This is a genomic window from Pseudomonas sp. SWRI50 (assembly GCF_014269095.1).
GTDB lineage: Bacteria > Pseudomonadota > Gammaproteobacteria > Pseudomonadales > Pseudomonadaceae > Aquipseudomonas > Aquipseudomonas kermanshahensis.
Genome location: NZ_JABWRW010000010.1, coordinates 134,736 through 148,380, shown reverse-complemented (window position 1 = coordinate 148,380; position 13,645 = coordinate 134,736). Strand labels below are relative to the sequence as shown.

The 13,645-nt window shown below is 62.8% G+C and carries 12 protein-coding genes; 2 read left to right on the top strand and 10 right to left on the bottom strand.

Features of this window, described 5'->3' with window-relative positions; all coding sequences use genetic code 11:
* Positions 1-49: 49 nt before the first annotated feature.
* The 10 genes from garD to HU750_RS13295 all read right to left on the bottom strand — a co-directional run bounded on the left by garD (position 50) and on the right by HU750_RS13295 (position 11,053).
* Positions 50-1,603, bottom strand: coding sequence for a galactarate dehydratase (gene garD / locus HU750_RS13340; protein WP_186680280.1), 1,554 nt, complete (start codon positions 1,601-1,603; stop codon positions 50-52).
* 78 nt (positions 1,604-1,681) lie between these two features.
* Positions 1,682-3,043 (bottom strand): MFS transporter, encoded by a 1,362-nt coding sequence (locus HU750_RS13335; RefSeq protein ID WP_099454424.1) that lies wholly within the window; start codon positions 3,041-3,043, stop codon positions 1,682-1,684.
* Positions 3,044-3,147: 104 nt separating this feature from the next.
* A complete protein-coding gene (gene kdgD / locus HU750_RS13330; protein WP_186680277.1) occupies positions 3,148-4,059 on the bottom strand; it encodes a 5-dehydro-4-deoxyglucarate dehydratase in 912 nt (303 codons plus the stop codon).
* A 448-nt stretch (positions 4,060-4,507) separates the two neighbouring features.
* Complete coding sequence (locus tag HU750_RS13325; protein ID WP_099429091.1) at positions 4,508-5,317, bottom strand: gamma-glutamyl-gamma-aminobutyrate hydrolase family protein; 810 nt, start codon at positions 5,315-5,317, stop codon at positions 4,508-4,510.
* Positions 5,318-5,744: 427 nt separating this feature from the next.
* Positions 5,745-6,527 carry an amino acid ABC transporter ATP-binding protein gene (locus HU750_RS13320; protein WP_027593604.1) on the bottom strand — a complete coding sequence of 261 codons (783 nt, stop codon included), beginning with the start codon at positions 6,525-6,527 and terminating at the stop codon, positions 5,745-5,747.
* A gap of 20 nt (positions 6,528-6,547) precedes the next feature.
* Positions 6,548-7,792: an NAD(P)/FAD-dependent oxidoreductase gene (locus HU750_RS13315; RefSeq protein WP_186680274.1), complete on the bottom strand. Its 1,245-nt coding sequence runs from the start codon at positions 7,790-7,792 to the stop codon at positions 6,548-6,550.
* Between the two features lie 16 nt (positions 7,793-7,808).
* The gene (locus HU750_RS13310) at positions 7,809-8,519 is read right to left on the bottom strand and encodes an ABC transporter permease (protein ID WP_085274374.1); all 711 of its coding nucleotides are present in this window, start codon (positions 8,517-8,519) and stop codon (positions 7,809-7,811) included.
* Positions 8,516-9,235 carry an ABC transporter permease gene (locus HU750_RS13305; protein WP_027593601.1) on the bottom strand — a complete coding sequence of 240 codons (720 nt, stop codon included), beginning with the start codon at positions 9,233-9,235 and terminating at the stop codon, positions 8,516-8,518. The genes HU750_RS13310 and HU750_RS13305 overlap by 4 nt, the downstream gene beginning before the upstream one ends.
* 171 nt (positions 9,236-9,406) lie before the next feature.
* Entirely contained in the window at positions 9,407-10,159 is a 753-nt protein-coding gene (locus HU750_RS13300; protein WP_099429094.1) for a transporter substrate-binding domain-containing protein, read from the bottom strand.
* A 21-nt stretch (positions 10,160-10,180) separates the two neighbouring features.
* A complete protein-coding gene (locus HU750_RS13295; protein ID WP_027593599.1) occupies positions 10,181-11,053 on the bottom strand; it encodes a MurR/RpiR family transcriptional regulator in 873 nt (290 codons plus the stop codon).
* A 143-nt stretch (positions 11,054-11,196) separates the two neighbouring features.
* Here HU750_RS13295 and HU750_RS13290 point away from each other — a divergent pair, with 143 nt between their 5' ends.
* Entirely contained in the window at positions 11,197-12,222 is a 1,026-nt protein-coding gene (locus tag HU750_RS13290; RefSeq protein WP_186680271.1) for an Ldh family oxidoreductase, read from the top strand.
* Between the two features lie 209 nt (positions 12,223-12,431).
* On the top strand, positions 12,432-13,628 hold the full coding sequence (locus HU750_RS13285; protein WP_027593597.1) for an amino acid aminotransferase: 1,197 nt from the start codon (positions 12,432-12,434) through the stop codon (positions 13,626-13,628).
* Positions 13,629-13,645: the final 17 nt, after the last annotated feature.

Here is a 13,645-nt window from a genome sequence, read left to right as displayed (position 1 = left end):
TGAAGGACGGCATGGCCCGCTCCCACAGGGGCCATGCCAAACTGCTACATCAGGTAATCGGCGCCGGGTTGAACAGGGTGATGTCGTTGTGCAGCCGGTGTTGTTCGGCCCAGGTCTGCTTGCGGCCGCTGGCCACGTCCAGGTAGTAGTGGAACAGCTCCCAACCCAGTTCCTCGATGCTCGAGCGGCCTGTGGCGATGCGCCCGGCGTCGATGTCGATCAGGTCAGGCCAGCGCTCGGCCAGCTCGGTGCGGGTGCACACCTTGACCACGGGTGCCATGGCCAGGCCGTACGGCGTGCCGCGGCCGGTGGTGAAGACATGCAGGTTCATGCCAGCTGCGAGCTGCAAGGTGCCGCAGACAAAGTCGCTGGCCGGGGTCGCGCAGAAGATCAGGCCTTTGCGGGCGACTCGCTCGCCAGGGCCGAGCACGCCCTGAATAGCGCCGCTGCCGGACTTCACGATCGAGCCCAAGGACTTTTCGACGATATTCGACAGGCCGCCTTTCTTATTGCCCGGCGTGGTGTTGGCGCTGCGGTCGGCCGCACCTTGCTGCAGGTAGCGGTCGTACCAGTCCATCTCGCGCACCAGCGCCTCAGCCACGTCCTGGTTCTCGGCGCGGGAGGTCAGCATGTAGATGGCGTCACGCACTTCGGTCACTTCCGAGAACAGCACGGTCGCGCCGGCGCGTACCAGCAGGTCCGAGGCATAACCCAGCGCGGGGTTGGCAGTGATGCCGGAGAAGGCATCGCTGCCGCCGCACTGCATGCCCAGGATCAGCTCGCTGGCGGGCACCGTTTCGCGACGGCGCTGGTCGAGCTTCTTCAGGCGGGTTTCAGCCAGCGCCATGATCTGTTCGATCATTTCGCCGAAGCCCAGGCTGGCGTCCTGCAGGCGATACAGCCACGGGTCGCTGAGGTCTACCGAGGGGTCGTTGTCGTGCATGACCTGGCCGGCCTGCAGCTTTTCACAGCCCAGGCTGATGACCAGCGCTTCGCCGCCAAGGTTAGGGTTACGCGCCAGATTGCGCACGGTGCGGATCGGGATGTAGGCATCGCGGGCGTTGATCGCCACGCCGCAGCCGTAGCTGTGGGTGATGGCGACCACGTCATCGACGTTGGGGTACAGCGGCAGCAACTCTTGACGAATGCGCTTGACCGCATGCTCCAGCACGCCGGTCACGCATTGCACGGTGGTGGTGATGCCGAGGATGTTGCGGGTGCCGACGGTGCCGTCGGCATTGCGGTAGCCCTCGAAGGTAAACCCCTCGAGCGGCGGCAAGGCGTCGGGGACGGCGTCGCAGCGCGGTAGGCTGTCCAGCGCTGGGGCTTCTGGCATGGCCAGCTGGCTTTCCTGAACCCAGCTGCCTTGGGGCAAGTCTTCAAGGGCGTAACCGATGATCTGCCCATAGCGGCGCACCGGCTCGCCTTTGGCGATCAGTACGGTGGCGACCTTGTGGCTCTGCGGCACGCCTTCGACCAAGGTCAGGCCGTCGGGAAAGCGGGCGCCTTCGCCCAGGCCACCGTCGTTGACCACTACCACGACATTGTCGTCATCGTGCAGGCGGACGTAGCGGGGCGAGTCGGAATGTTCGATCAACTGCATGTTCGGGCCCTTCTTGTGATTGCTCAGGCTTTATACATCCGCCCGCGGCCGGCAGGTGCCGGGCGCGGGCGTGTTCACTCAGTGTCGGGCGCTTGCCAGGTCACCATTGGCGGTGACGTCGGCTTCAGCCTTTGGGGTTTCATGCAGCTCGATGCGCTTGATCGGGCCGACGATCACCAGGTAGCTGAACACCGCGACCAGGGCGTTGGCGCCTACATACACCAGGGCCCACTTGAACGAACCGGTGGCGCTGATGATGTAGCCGATGACGATGGGCGTGGTGATCGAGGCGATGTTGCCGAAGGTGTTGAACAGGCCGCCCGAAAGGCCGGCGATCTGCTTGGGCGAGGTGTCGGCGACCACAGCCCAGCCCAGTGCACCAATGCCTTTGCCGAAGAAGGCCAAGGTCATGAAACCGACCACCATCCATTCAGCGTCGACGTAGTTGCAGAAGACCATGGTGGTCGACAGCAACAGGCCGCAGACGATCGGCAGCTTGCGCGAGAAGGTCAGCGAATTGCCGCGGCGCAGCAGCCAGTCCGACAGCACCCCGCCCAGCACGCCACCGATGAAGCCGCAAATGGCCGGCAGCGAGGCAATGATGCCCGCCTTGAGGATGGTCATCCCACGCTCTTGCACCAGGTACACCGGGAACCACGTCAGGAAGAAGTAGGTGATGGCGTTGATGCAATACTGGCCCAGGTACACGCCCAGCAGCATGCGGCTGGTGAGCAACTGCTTGATGTAGCCCCATTTCGGGCCGTCGTTGCCGCGTTTCTGGTCCATGTCCACCAGGCCGCCGTTCTGCTCGATGTGCTCGAGCTCGCTTTGGCTGATGCGCGGGTGTTGCTTGGGGTTGTAGATGGTCTTCATCCAGACGAACGAGAACAGGATGCCGAGGCCGCCCATGACCACGAACACGTGTTCCCAACCGAAGCTGAAGACAATCCAGCCCATGATCGGGGCAAACAGTGCGGTGGCGAAGTACTGGGCCGAGTTGAAGATGGCCGAGGCCGTGCCGCGTTCTGCGGTGGGAAACCAGGCCGCGACGATGCGGGCGTTGCCCGGGAACGACGGGGCTTCGGCAAAACCGACCAGAAAACGCAGGGTGAACAGCGTCACGATTGCCCATGCCACCGGCAGGCCACCGACAAACCCTTGCAACAGGGTGAACAGCGACCAGGTGAAGATGCTGAAGGCGTAGACGTTCTTGGAGCCGAAACGGTCGAGCAGCCAGCCACCAGGGATCTGGCCAGCCACGTAAGCCCATCCAAAGGCAGAGAAGATATAACCGAGGGTGACGGCGTCAATGCCGAGGTCTTTCTGCAGGCTGGAGCCTGCGATTGCAATGGTAGCGCGGTCGGCATAGTTGATCGTGGTCACCAGAAACAGCATGAACAGGATCAGGTAGCGCACATGCGTCTTCTTAGTCGCTTGCATGCTGGTAGTACTCCCACTAGTTATTTTTGTGCGGGCTCACGAGGTGTAACCGGAGTGGGGGCTTCCCACTCCGGGTGCGGCTGAGACAGGCCGCGGGGGTTCGCTTATTGCGGACCCATCTTGTCCATCAGGGCTGCGAGCATTCCGTATTCTTCAGCAGTCAGGTCGGTCAGCGGCGTGCGCACCGGGCCTGCGTCGTAACCGGCGATCTTGGCGCCCGCCTTGACGATGCTGACTGCGTAGCCGGCCTTGCGGTTACGGATGTCCAGGTACGGCAGGAAGAAGTCGTCGATCAGCTTGCCAACGGTGGCGTGGTCTTCGCGGGCGATGGCGTGGTAGAAGTCCATCGCGGTCTTTGGCACGAAGTTGAACACGGCCGACGAGTAGACCGGTACACCCAAGGCCTTGTAGGCAGCCGCATACACTTCGGCGGTCGGCAGGCCACCCAGGTAGCTGAAACGATCGCCCAGGCGGCGGCGGATCGACACCATCAGCTCGATATCACCCAGGCCATCTTTGTAGCCGATCAGGTTCGGGCAACGCTCGGCGAGTTTTTCCAGCAGGTCGGCGTTCAAGCGGCAGACGTTACGGTTGTAGACCACTACACCGATCTTCACCGATTTGCACACGGCTTCGACGTGGGCGGCGACGCCGTCCTGGCTGGCTTCGGTCAGGTAGTGCGGCAGCAGCAGCAGGCCCTTGGCACCCAGGCGCTCGGCTTCTTGCGCGTATTCGATGGCCTGGCGGGTCGAGCCACCGACGCCGGCGAGGATCGGCACCGAAGTGGCGCAGGTGTCGACGGCAGTCTTGATCACCTGGCTGTATTCGCTGGCCGCCAGGGAGAAGAACTCACCGGTACCGCCGGCTGCGAACAGGGCGCTGGCACCATAAGGGGCCAGCCATTCCAGGCGTTTGATGTAACCCGCCTGGTTGAAGTCGCCCTGGGCATTGAAGTCGGTGACCGGGAAAGACAGCAGGCCGTGGGAGAGGATGGATTTCAGTTCTTGTGGATTCATTGTTATAGGCATCCTGTGGCGCTTGGGTGAGGGTGTGTAGAAGCGATGGAGGTAAGTTATCGTACAACTTGTACGATGACTAGTCCCTCGATGCATTTTTTTTCCCTGATGGGCTGAGGAAGGCGTGTTTCTGCAGGCGTCCCTTTCGCGGGTAAACCCGCTCCCACAGGGAAAGCGCAAACATTCAGCACCCAGAAAACCCTGTGGGAGCGGGCTTGTCCGCGAATGGGGCGTAGTAGGCGAAAACCGATCATGCATGAAGCCTGGCCCCCAGGTTCATGGCAAACAGTCATCGTATCTCTTGAGGGGGAAGGAAAAAACGATCGCGGAGACAGGCGCAAGCCCGCCGCCCGCATCCACGGGAAGAGTTCTGGGACCAGCAGAGGGTGACCGGGGAAGCGGGGGCGGCCTTGCGCCGCCCCGCGATCAAAGCTAACGAAGCTTTGTGTCAGGCAGCCTGATGGTGCTTGACCTGGGACTTGCGAACCTGGGCGCGGCAAGCGTCGCCGAAGGCTTGGAAGATCTTGATCGAATCAGGGTTTTTCGCGGCTTGCCACTCGGGGTGCCACTGCACCGCGAACAGGAAGGGCGAAATGCTCGGGGCATGAATAGCCTCGACCAGGCCGTCTTCGGCGAGGGCGATTGGCTCAATGCCTTTACCCAGGTTGCGCAGACCTTGGCCATGCAGCGAGTTTACGCGGATCTCGTCGCAACCCAGGGTGTCGCGCAGCCAGCTGCCTGGCTTGACCTTCACGGCATGCACTTGAGCGTACTGCACGTCGACCGGGTCTTCGGGGTTTTCGCGGTGGTCGTTGAAGCCTGGCTCGGCGTACACCTTCTGGTAGATGTCGCCACCCAGCGCCACGTTGATTTCCTGCATGCCACGGCAGATGCCGAAGATCGGCAGGCCACGCTTGAGGGCTGCCTTGACCAGCGGGATGTCGAACAGGTCGCGTGCCTTATCCTGGCCTTTGCCGGGGGTTTCGTTTTCCTGGCCGTACAGCGCCGGGTCGATGTTGCTGCCGGCACCGGTCAGGTAGACGCCGTCGGCCATGTCCAAGTAGGTCTCGAGGTCTTCAGTGCCACAGCAGGTGGGCACCAGGACCGGGACGCAACCGGCGAAGTCGACCAGCGGAGTAATGTATTTGTGGGTCATGACCTGATAGTCATGGCCTTTGCGCTCTTGGCTGCCCATGGTCATCAGAACGACGGGTTTGCGCAGGGAAGGTTGCTTGTTGCCAATGTTGCTGTTGGACATATGTCACCTTGGGACAGGTTCGACCTGTCGTTGTTGTGCAGGCGCACAGCCGGGGCCTTGAGTGCGACCTGAAGCCCCGAGCACTGCCGGCTCGTCAGAGGCGACGATTCCGGTCGGGACTTGTTACTAGCTTGCCAGAGCCGTTCGATATGTCAAACGACTGGTAGAGGCTTTAGAGGGGGCTATACGCCGATTTCAGGGGGGTTAAACCGTTGCAGGCCTGTGGCGGCAAGGGTTTGGCAGGAGGTGAGGTCAATTATATTTAACGACGCAGTTGGTTCATTGCAGCGGTGCAATGAAGGCGGCGTATGCATTGGCACGCCACCGTGTAGGAGCAGCCTTGCGCTGCGAAGAGGCCAGTGGCAGTAGCGTAAATCTTCGTGTCTGCACTGGCCTCTTCGCAGCGCAAGGCTGCTCCTACACGGATTCAGTGCAGTATCTGCGCCAGGAACCCTTTGGCCCGCTCGGTCTTCGGTTGGTTGAAGAACACCTGCGGCGGGCTGTCCTCGATGATCTGCCCACCTTCAAGGAACAGCACCCGCTCGGCCACCTGCCGGGCAAAGCCCATTTCATGGGTGACGCAGAGCATCGTCATGCCCGTGTCGGCCAGTTTCACCAGCACATCCAGCACCTCGGCGACCATCTCTGGGTCCAGTGCCGAGGTCGGCTCGTCAAACAGCATGATGCGGGGTTTCATGCACAAGGCGCGGGCGATGGCCACGCGTTGTTGCTGGCCGCCGGACAGCTGGCTGGGGTATTTGTGCGCCTGGCTTTCGATGCCGACCTTGGCCAGGTACATGCGCGCGCGTTCCTCGGCGTCCTTGCGCGACAGCCCACGCACGCTAGTGGGTGCCAGCAGGCAGTTGTCGAGCACGCTCATGTGCGGGAACAGGTTGAAGTGCTGGAACACCATGCCGATCTCGCTGCGGATCTGCGCCGCCTGGCGCGTGGTGGCGGCCAGGTCGGTGCCATCCACCTGGACGCTGCCTTTTTCGGCCACTTCCAGGCGATTGATGCAGCGGATCAGCGTCGACTTGCCCGAACCGGACGGGCCGCACAGGACGATGCGTTCGCCTTCGCGGACCTGCAGGTCGATGTCGCGCAAGACATGAAACGCGCCATAGTGCTTGTTCAAACCCTCGATACGGATCAGTACCGGGCGCGGGTCGGGTGCTGGAGCAAGGCTGGCAAGGCTCAAAGGGGCGGTCATATTGTTGTTCTCCGCAGGGTTCAGTCGAAACGTGTCGCGCTGTAGGGCGCAGGGTCGGTAAACGGGCGCTCGCCGGTCAGCAGTTCTGCCAGCAGCCGGCCACTGACCGGGCCCAGGGTGAGGCCATGGTGTGCATGCCCGAAGTTGAACCACAGGCCTTTGTGCCGCGGCGCTGGGCCAATCACTGGGCGCATGTCTGGCAGGCACGGGCGCCGGCCCAGCCACGGCGCGTCATCGAGGCGTTCGCCGAGTGCCGGGAACAACCGCCGGGCCAAGGCTTCACAGCGGCGCAGCTGGATTTCGTTGCCTGGCGCGTCGCTGGCAGCAAACTCGATACCGGTGGTCAGGCGCACGCCCCGGGCCATGGGCGCCAGTACATAGCCACCTTGGGTATCGCAGATCGAATGCTCGAGTTGCGCACCGTCACGGGTGGCGTAGTGCATGTGGTAGCCGCGCTTGATTGCCAGCGGAATCTGGTAGCCAAGGCCTTCATAGAGGTCTGCCGACTGTGGACCGAGGCAGGCCACCACTTCGTCGGCGGTGACCGGGCCGCGACGGCTGTCGACCTGCCATTGCCCTTCGACCTGGCGCAGGCTGCGCGCATCGCCATGCAGGAACTGCCCGCCACGTTGGACGAACAGCGCCGCATAGCCGCGGGTGAGGGCGCCGGGGTTGTTCACGGTCTTCGGGTCGAGCCAATGAATGCCACCCACCACGGTGCTGTCCAGTTGGTGTTCGCGTGCCTGAAGCTGCCCGCATTCGAGAATCTCGTACTGCAGGCCGTAACGGCTCAAGCCTTTGAGGTCCTCCTTGGCCTGCTTGAACAGGGCCGGGTCGCGGAACACCTCGATCCAGCCTTTGGCCTGAATTAGCCCTTCCAGGCCGGCGGCATCGATCAGCGCGTCATGCTCTTCGACGCAGCGCTGTACCAGCGGCAGCATGTCGGCGGCGGCACCCGCCAGGCGCCCCGGTGCCGACTGGCGCCAGTAGCGCCACAGCCACGGTGCGGCCTTGGGCAAGTGCAGCAAGCTGTAGCGTACGTCGGGCTGGCGGTTCAGGCCGTAGCGCAGCAGCGCGCCCGCTTGCCGGGGGAAGGCATACGGAATCACGCTGGAGCGCTCGATCAGCCCGGCGTTGCCATGGCTGGTACCGCTGCCGGGTTCGTCGCGGTCGATCAGAATCACCTGGCGCCCGCGCGCCTGCAGGTGCAGCGCGGTGCTGACGCCGACAATGCCGGCGCCGAGGACGAGAGTCTGGCAATGCATGGAACGTATCCTTCGGTCAGTTCAGGTGGCGGCCCAGGCGGGCTTCCAGGTGTTTCAGGAGGCGCCGTACCAGCTCGACGATCACCAGGTAGAGCACGGCGGCCCACAGGTAGATCTGGAAGTCGAAACTGCGCGAGAACGCCAGTTTGGTCACGCCCATCAGGTCGTAGATGGTCACCAGCGAAGCAATCGCGCTGGCCTTGATCATCAGGATCAGTTCATTGCCCAGTGGGCCGATGGCCACCAGCAGCGACTGCGGCAGAATCACCTTGAAGAAGGTGGTCGAGCGGCTCAGGTTCAGTGCCCGCGCCGCCTCATGCTGCCCAGGCGCGACGGCCATCAGGCTGCCGCGGAAGATCTCGGCCTGGTAGGCGGCGGTGTTCAGGGTGAATGCCAGCAACGTGCAGAACCACGCTTCGCGGAAGAACCACCAGAGGCCGACGTCCTGCCAGAAACCTTTCAACGAGCCGAGGCCGTAATAAAGGAGGAACAACTGCGCCAGCAGCGGCGAGCCGCGGAAGAAGTACACATAACCGGCCGACATGCGCTGCAGCACCTGGCTGCGCGACAAGCGTGCCAGTGCCAGCAGCAGGCCGAGTACGGCGCCCAGGGTGAATGAAATCGCCACCAGCTTGGCTGTCACCAGCAGCCCATCGACGAAGCGCGGGCCGTAGCGTTCCAGCAGGTCCGGGTCGAGGACGACTGCCAGCCATTGTTCGATATTCATGCCCGGGCTCCTTGCAGGTGACGGCTGCTGCGCCGCTCGATGAAGGCAAAGACCCGTCCCGAGACCGCCGAGAACAGCAGGTAACCCAGGCAGGCAACGCCATAGAAGAACATCGGCTCTTTGGTCACGCTGACGGCCAAGTTGGTCTGGCGCATCAGGTCGACCAGCGAGATGGTCGACACCAGCGAGGTGTCCTTGAGCAGCGACAACCAGTTGTTGGACAGGCCGGGCAGGGCGATGCGCGTCAGTTGTGGCAGCACCACCTTGAAGAAGCCTGTGCGCTTGCTCAGGCCCAGTGCCGAGCACGCTTCAAGTTGCCCTTTGGGCAGGGTCTTGAAGGCCGCCAGCCAGATTTCGCTGGAGAATGCGGCAAACACCAGGCTGAAGGCGATCATGGCGGCCAGGAACGTGTTGATCAGGAATTCGCCTTGATAGCCGAGGGCGGCCAACACTTTTTGCGCGGCGATCTGGCAGCCGTAATAGATGATCAGCAGCGTCAGCAGTTCGGGCAGGCCGCGGAACACGGTAGAAAAGGTCGTGGCCCAGGCCCGTGGCAGGCGTTTGCGCGAACGTGCGGCAAACGCTACGGCCAGGCCCAACGGCAGGCCGATGGGCAGGCAGGCGAGGGCCAGCGAAACGGTGACCAAGGCGCCGGCCAGCAACGCCTGGCCCCAGCCTCCGCTGGCGAAGGACAGCAAGGACAATTGATCGAGCATGACAAACCCCTAAGGTGGGCAACGCGTTCTCTTGGTAGGAGCGGCCTTGTGTCGCGAAAGGGCTGCGGAGCAGCCCCAGGGTGTATGCCGCGGCACAGATTGCAGGGGGCCACTTTGTGGCCCTTTCTCAGCACAAGGCTGCTCCTACAGGATTGCGTCGTTTCCTGAAGATCAGTTGTAGATATCGAAGGCGAAATACTTGCTGGCGATCTTCTGGTAGGTACCGTTGGCAACGATCTGTTGCAGTGCGGTATTCAGGCGTTGGCGCAGCGCCTCGTCATCCTTGCGCACGGCAATGGCCGCGTCGGCCTTGGTGTCGGCCACGTCGCCGAGGATCTTGCAGCAGTCCTGGCCGTTCTTGGTCATCCACTCGTGCAGGGGGAACTTGTCGGCGATCACGCCATCCAGGCGGCCTGCGGCCAGGTCGGCGTTGGCTTCATCCATGGTCGGGTAGAGCTTCACGTCGGCACCGGCCTTGCCGTAGACGTCTTCGGCATAGATGGCTTGGGTAGACGAGGATTGGGCGCCCACGGTGTAGCCGACGAAGTTGTTCTGGGCGTCTGTGATCTTGCTGTCCTTGGCTACAGCCACAGTCAGCGGGGTACGGTAGTAATGATCGGTGAAGGCGATTTTCTTGCGGCGCTCTTCGGTATCGATCATGGACGCGACCACTGCGTCGTACTTGCGCGCCATCAGGGCCGGGATGATGCCTTCCCAATCCTGGGCGACCAGGGTGCATTCGACTTTCATCTGTTCGCACAGGGCGTGGGTGATGTCGATGTCGAAGCCGTGCAGCTGGTTATCGGCGTCGACATAGTTGAAGGGCGGGTAGGCACCTTCGGTGGCGAAACGCAGGGTTTCAGCACTGGCGGCGCCCGCCAGCAGCAGGGCACACGCACCTACCATAGCCATGGTCTTGTTCATCTCGCACCTCTTGCACTCTTGCTATTGTTGTTTTCCCGCCGGCCACGAGGTGTAGCCGACGAATTCGTTATGTAGAGCGGCAGTCGCTTCCAAGCGTTTTTCAACATCCGGCCCGAGCTTCTTGCAGACCTCGTTGACCATCAGGTGCACCCACGACAGCATGGTCGCGGTGGATTCCCAGAACAGGTTGAATTCGGTGGGGATGCGGAACACCTCGTCGGCGTTGGCATCGGCCCAGTCACAGAAGGTATCGGTCACCAGGGTGACCGCAATGCCAGCCTCGCGCGCCTTCTGGCACAGCTGCAGGGCGTGGCGGGAATAACGACGCGCCTCGAACACCACCAGTGCGCTGTCTTCGGCGCGGCCCAACAGCACCTCACCGAAGTGCCCGGCGCTGAGGTCGACCAGTTGTACGCCATCGCGCAGGTACTGCAGCAGGTGGCTCATGCACATGGCGACGCCGCGCTCGGTCTGAAAACCGGCGATGAACACCCGTGGTTTGCTTGCCAGGCGCTGTGCCACGCGATGCCAGGGCTCGCTCTGGCGGTACTCGTGCACACGCACCAGGGCGGCGATTTCCAGCTCCAGGCTGCCGGCGTTGTCGCTGGCATCATGGTTCTGGCGGTAGTCTTGCAGGCGGTCACCGACCAGCCACGGGCCATCGCCCAGGTCGTTCTGCAGGTCTTGCTTGAGCGCCTTGAGGTGGGCATAACCTAACGAGCGGCAGAAACGGCCAACACTGGATTCGCTGACACCCAGCTTGGCAGCGATGCTGGCCGAGGTCTGAAAGGGCAGTTCGTGCAGGTTGGCAAGCATGTAGCTGGCGATCGTGCGGCCTGAGGCGGCAGCCCCTTGCAGGCTGTTTTCCAGGCGTTGCTTGATCGGTTGGCTCATGCTGTTTCTCCGGGGGTGAGGCTTGCGATAGAAAATGAATGTTTTCTGTCATCAAGTCAATATTTGACAGATAGCTGTCACATGCAGGAAAGTTTTTGTCGTTGCAACGCTGTAGCCACTCTAATTCCAACAAGGAGCTTCAGATGTCCGCACCTTCCACTGGCACTGCCGTGCGTGTGCCTTATACCGAGCTGCAGAACCTGTTGCAGGCGATCCTCCAGCGTCATGGCTGCAGCGAGACCGTGGCCCAGGTGCTGGCCCACAACTGCGCCAGCGCCCAGCGCGATGGTGCTCACAGCCATGGCGTGTTCCGTATTCCGGGCTATGTCTCGACCTTGGCCAGTGGCTGGGTCGATGGCCAGGCCAGGCCGAAGGTCAGCGATGTGGCGGCTGGCTATGTGAGTGTCGATGCAGCGGGCGGATTTGCCCAGCCGGCGCTGGCGGCGGCCCGTGAGCTGTTGGTGGCCAAGGCACGCAATGCCGGCATCGCAGTGCTGGCGATCCACAACTCGCACCACTTCGCGGCGCTGTGGCCGGATGTAGAGCCGTTCGCCGAAGAGGGCCTGGTGGCCCTGAGTGTGGTCAACAGCATGACCTGCGTGGTGCCGCATGGTGCACGCAAACCGCTGTTTGGCACCAACCCCATCGCCTTTGCCGCGCCGTGTGCCGAACATGATCCGATCGTCTTTGACATGGCCACCAGCGCCATGGCCCATGGCGATGTGCAGATCGCTGCACGGGCCGGCCAGCAGTTGCCCGAGGGCATGGGCGTAGATGCCAACGGCCAGCCGACCACCGACCCCAAGGCCATTCTCGAAGGCGGCGCCTTGCTGCCGTTTGGCGGGCACAAGGGGTCGGCGTTGTCGATGATGGTCGAGCTGCTGGCGGCGGCGCTGACGGGCGGCCATTTCTCGTGGGAGTTCGACTGGTCCTCGCACCCTGGGGCCAAAACGCCCTGGACCGGGCAGTTGATCATCGTCATCGACCCAAGCAAGGCCGAAGGCGAGCGGTTCGCCCAGCGCAGCCGCGAGCTGGTGGAGCAGATGCAGGCCGTGGGCCTGACGCGGATGCCCGGGGAGCGGCGTTACCGCGAGCGCGAGGTGGCCGAGGAAGAGGGCGTGGCATTGACCGAGCAGGAACTGCAGGGCCTCAAGGCATTAGTTGCCTGAACCGGCCTCTTCGCGGGTAAACCCGCTCCCACAGGTTTGGCGTTGTGGGAGCGGGTTTACCCGCGAAAGGGCCGTTACAGGCAGCACGAATCTAGGGCTGTGCAATCTTGCATAGACAACCTGCACAATCGGTGATGTTCCTCCACCGCGACTCCGGGTATCCTCAGGGCAGCCATTCCGAACTGTCCTGATCCAAGGAGCTGCACGCTGTGTTCAAACATGTCGATGCCTATGCCGGCGACCCGATCCTTTCGCTGATGGAAACCTTCAAGGCCGATCCCCGCGCCGACAAGGTCAACCTGAGTATTGGCCTGTACTACGATGAAGCCGGCGTGGTGCCACAACTGGCGGCGGTGGATGCCGTCGAAAAACGCATCGCAGGCGTTGCTCACGAAGCGTCGCTGTACCTGCCGATGGAAGGCCTTGCCAGCTACCGCCAAGCCATCCAGGCACTGCTGTTCGGTGCCGATCACCCGGCCGTGACCGGCGGCCGCGTGGCCACCGTGCAGACCGTGGGTGGTTCTGGCGCACTGAAAGTGGGTGCCGACTTCCTCAAGCGCTACTTCCCGCAGTCCGAAGTCTGGGTCAGCAACCCGACCTGGGACAACCACCGCGCCATCTTCGAAGGTGCCGGGTTCAAGGTGCATACCTACCCGTACTTCGACCAGGTCAGCCGTGGCGTCGACTTTGACGGCATGTTGGCAACCCTGCAGACCCTGCCGGCCAACAGCGTCGTGCTGCTGCACCCGTGCTGCCACAACCCGACCGGCGCCGACCTGGACCAGAACCAGTGGCAGCAGGTGGTGGAAGTGGTCAAGGCACGTCAGCTGATCCCGTTCCTCGACATCGCCTACCAAGGCTTTGGTGAAGGCCTGGTGGAAGACGCCTACGCCATCCGTGAAATGGCCCGTGCCGGCGTACCGTGCCTGGTCAGCAACTCGTTCTCGAAGATCTTCTCGCTGTACGGCGAGCGGGTAGGGGGCCTGTCGGTGGTCTGCGACGATGACGCCACCGCGCAGAGCGTGCTCGGCCAGCTCAAGGCTACCGTGCGCCGCAACTACTCCAGCCCACCCAACTTCGGTGCCCAACTGGTCGCCGGCGTACTGGGCGATGCCGCGCTCAATGCCCAATGGGCGGCTGAAGTCGAAGTGATGCGTAAACGCATCCTGGACATGCGTCAGGCGTTGGTCGATGCGCTGGCCACGCTGCTGCCAGGCCAGGACTTCCAGTTCTTCCTGCGCCAACGCGGCATGTTCAGCTACACCGGTTTCAGCGTCGAGCAGGTGCGTCGCCTGCGTGACGAGTTCGGCGTTTACCTGATCGACAGCGGCCGGGTATGCATGTCCGGCCTGCGTCCGGCCAACCTGCAACGGGTTGCCGAGGCGTTCGCCGCCGTTCAGAAGTGATGTGATAGGGGCCGCTT

Coding starts and splice junctions, on each gene's coding strand:
- HU750_RS13320 (WP_027593604.1), bottom strand. CDS start 6,527: ATGACCGCCCCTTTGAGCCTTGCCAGCCTTGCTCCAGCACCCGACCCG.
- HU750_RS13315 (WP_186680274.1), bottom strand. CDS start 7,792: ATGCATTGCCAGACTCTCGTCCTCGGCGCCGGCATTGTCGGCGTCAGC.
- HU750_RS13325 (WP_099429091.1), bottom strand. CDS start 5,317: ATGTCCAACAGCAACATTGGCAACAAGCAACCTTCCCTGCGCAAACCC.
- HU750_RS13310 (WP_085274374.1), bottom strand. CDS start 8,519: ATGAATATCGAACAATGGCTGGCAGTCGTCCTCGACCCGGACCTGCTG.
- HU750_RS13295 (WP_027593599.1), bottom strand. CDS start 11,053: ATGAGCCAACCGATCAAGCAACGCCTGGAAAACAGCCTGCAAGGGGCT.
- garD (WP_186680280.1), bottom strand. CDS start 1,603: ATGCAGTTGATCGAACATTCCGACTCGCCCCGCTACGTCCGCCTGCAC.
- HU750_RS13290 (WP_186680271.1), top strand. CDS start 11,197: ATGTCCGCACCTTCCACTGGCACTGCCGTGCGTGTGCCTTATACCGAG.
- HU750_RS13305 (WP_027593601.1), bottom strand. CDS start 9,235: ATGCTCGATCAATTGTCCTTGCTGTCCTTCGCCAGCGGAGGCTGGGGC.
- HU750_RS13335 (WP_099454424.1), bottom strand. CDS start 3,043: ATGCAAGCGACTAAGAAGACGCATGTGCGCTACCTGATCCTGTTCATG.
- kdgD (WP_186680277.1), bottom strand. CDS start 4,059: ATGAATCCACAAGAACTGAAATCCATCCTCTCCCACGGCCTGCTGTCT.
- HU750_RS13300 (WP_099429094.1), bottom strand. CDS start 10,159: ATGAACAAGACCATGGCTATGGTAGGTGCGTGTGCCCTGCTGCTGGCG.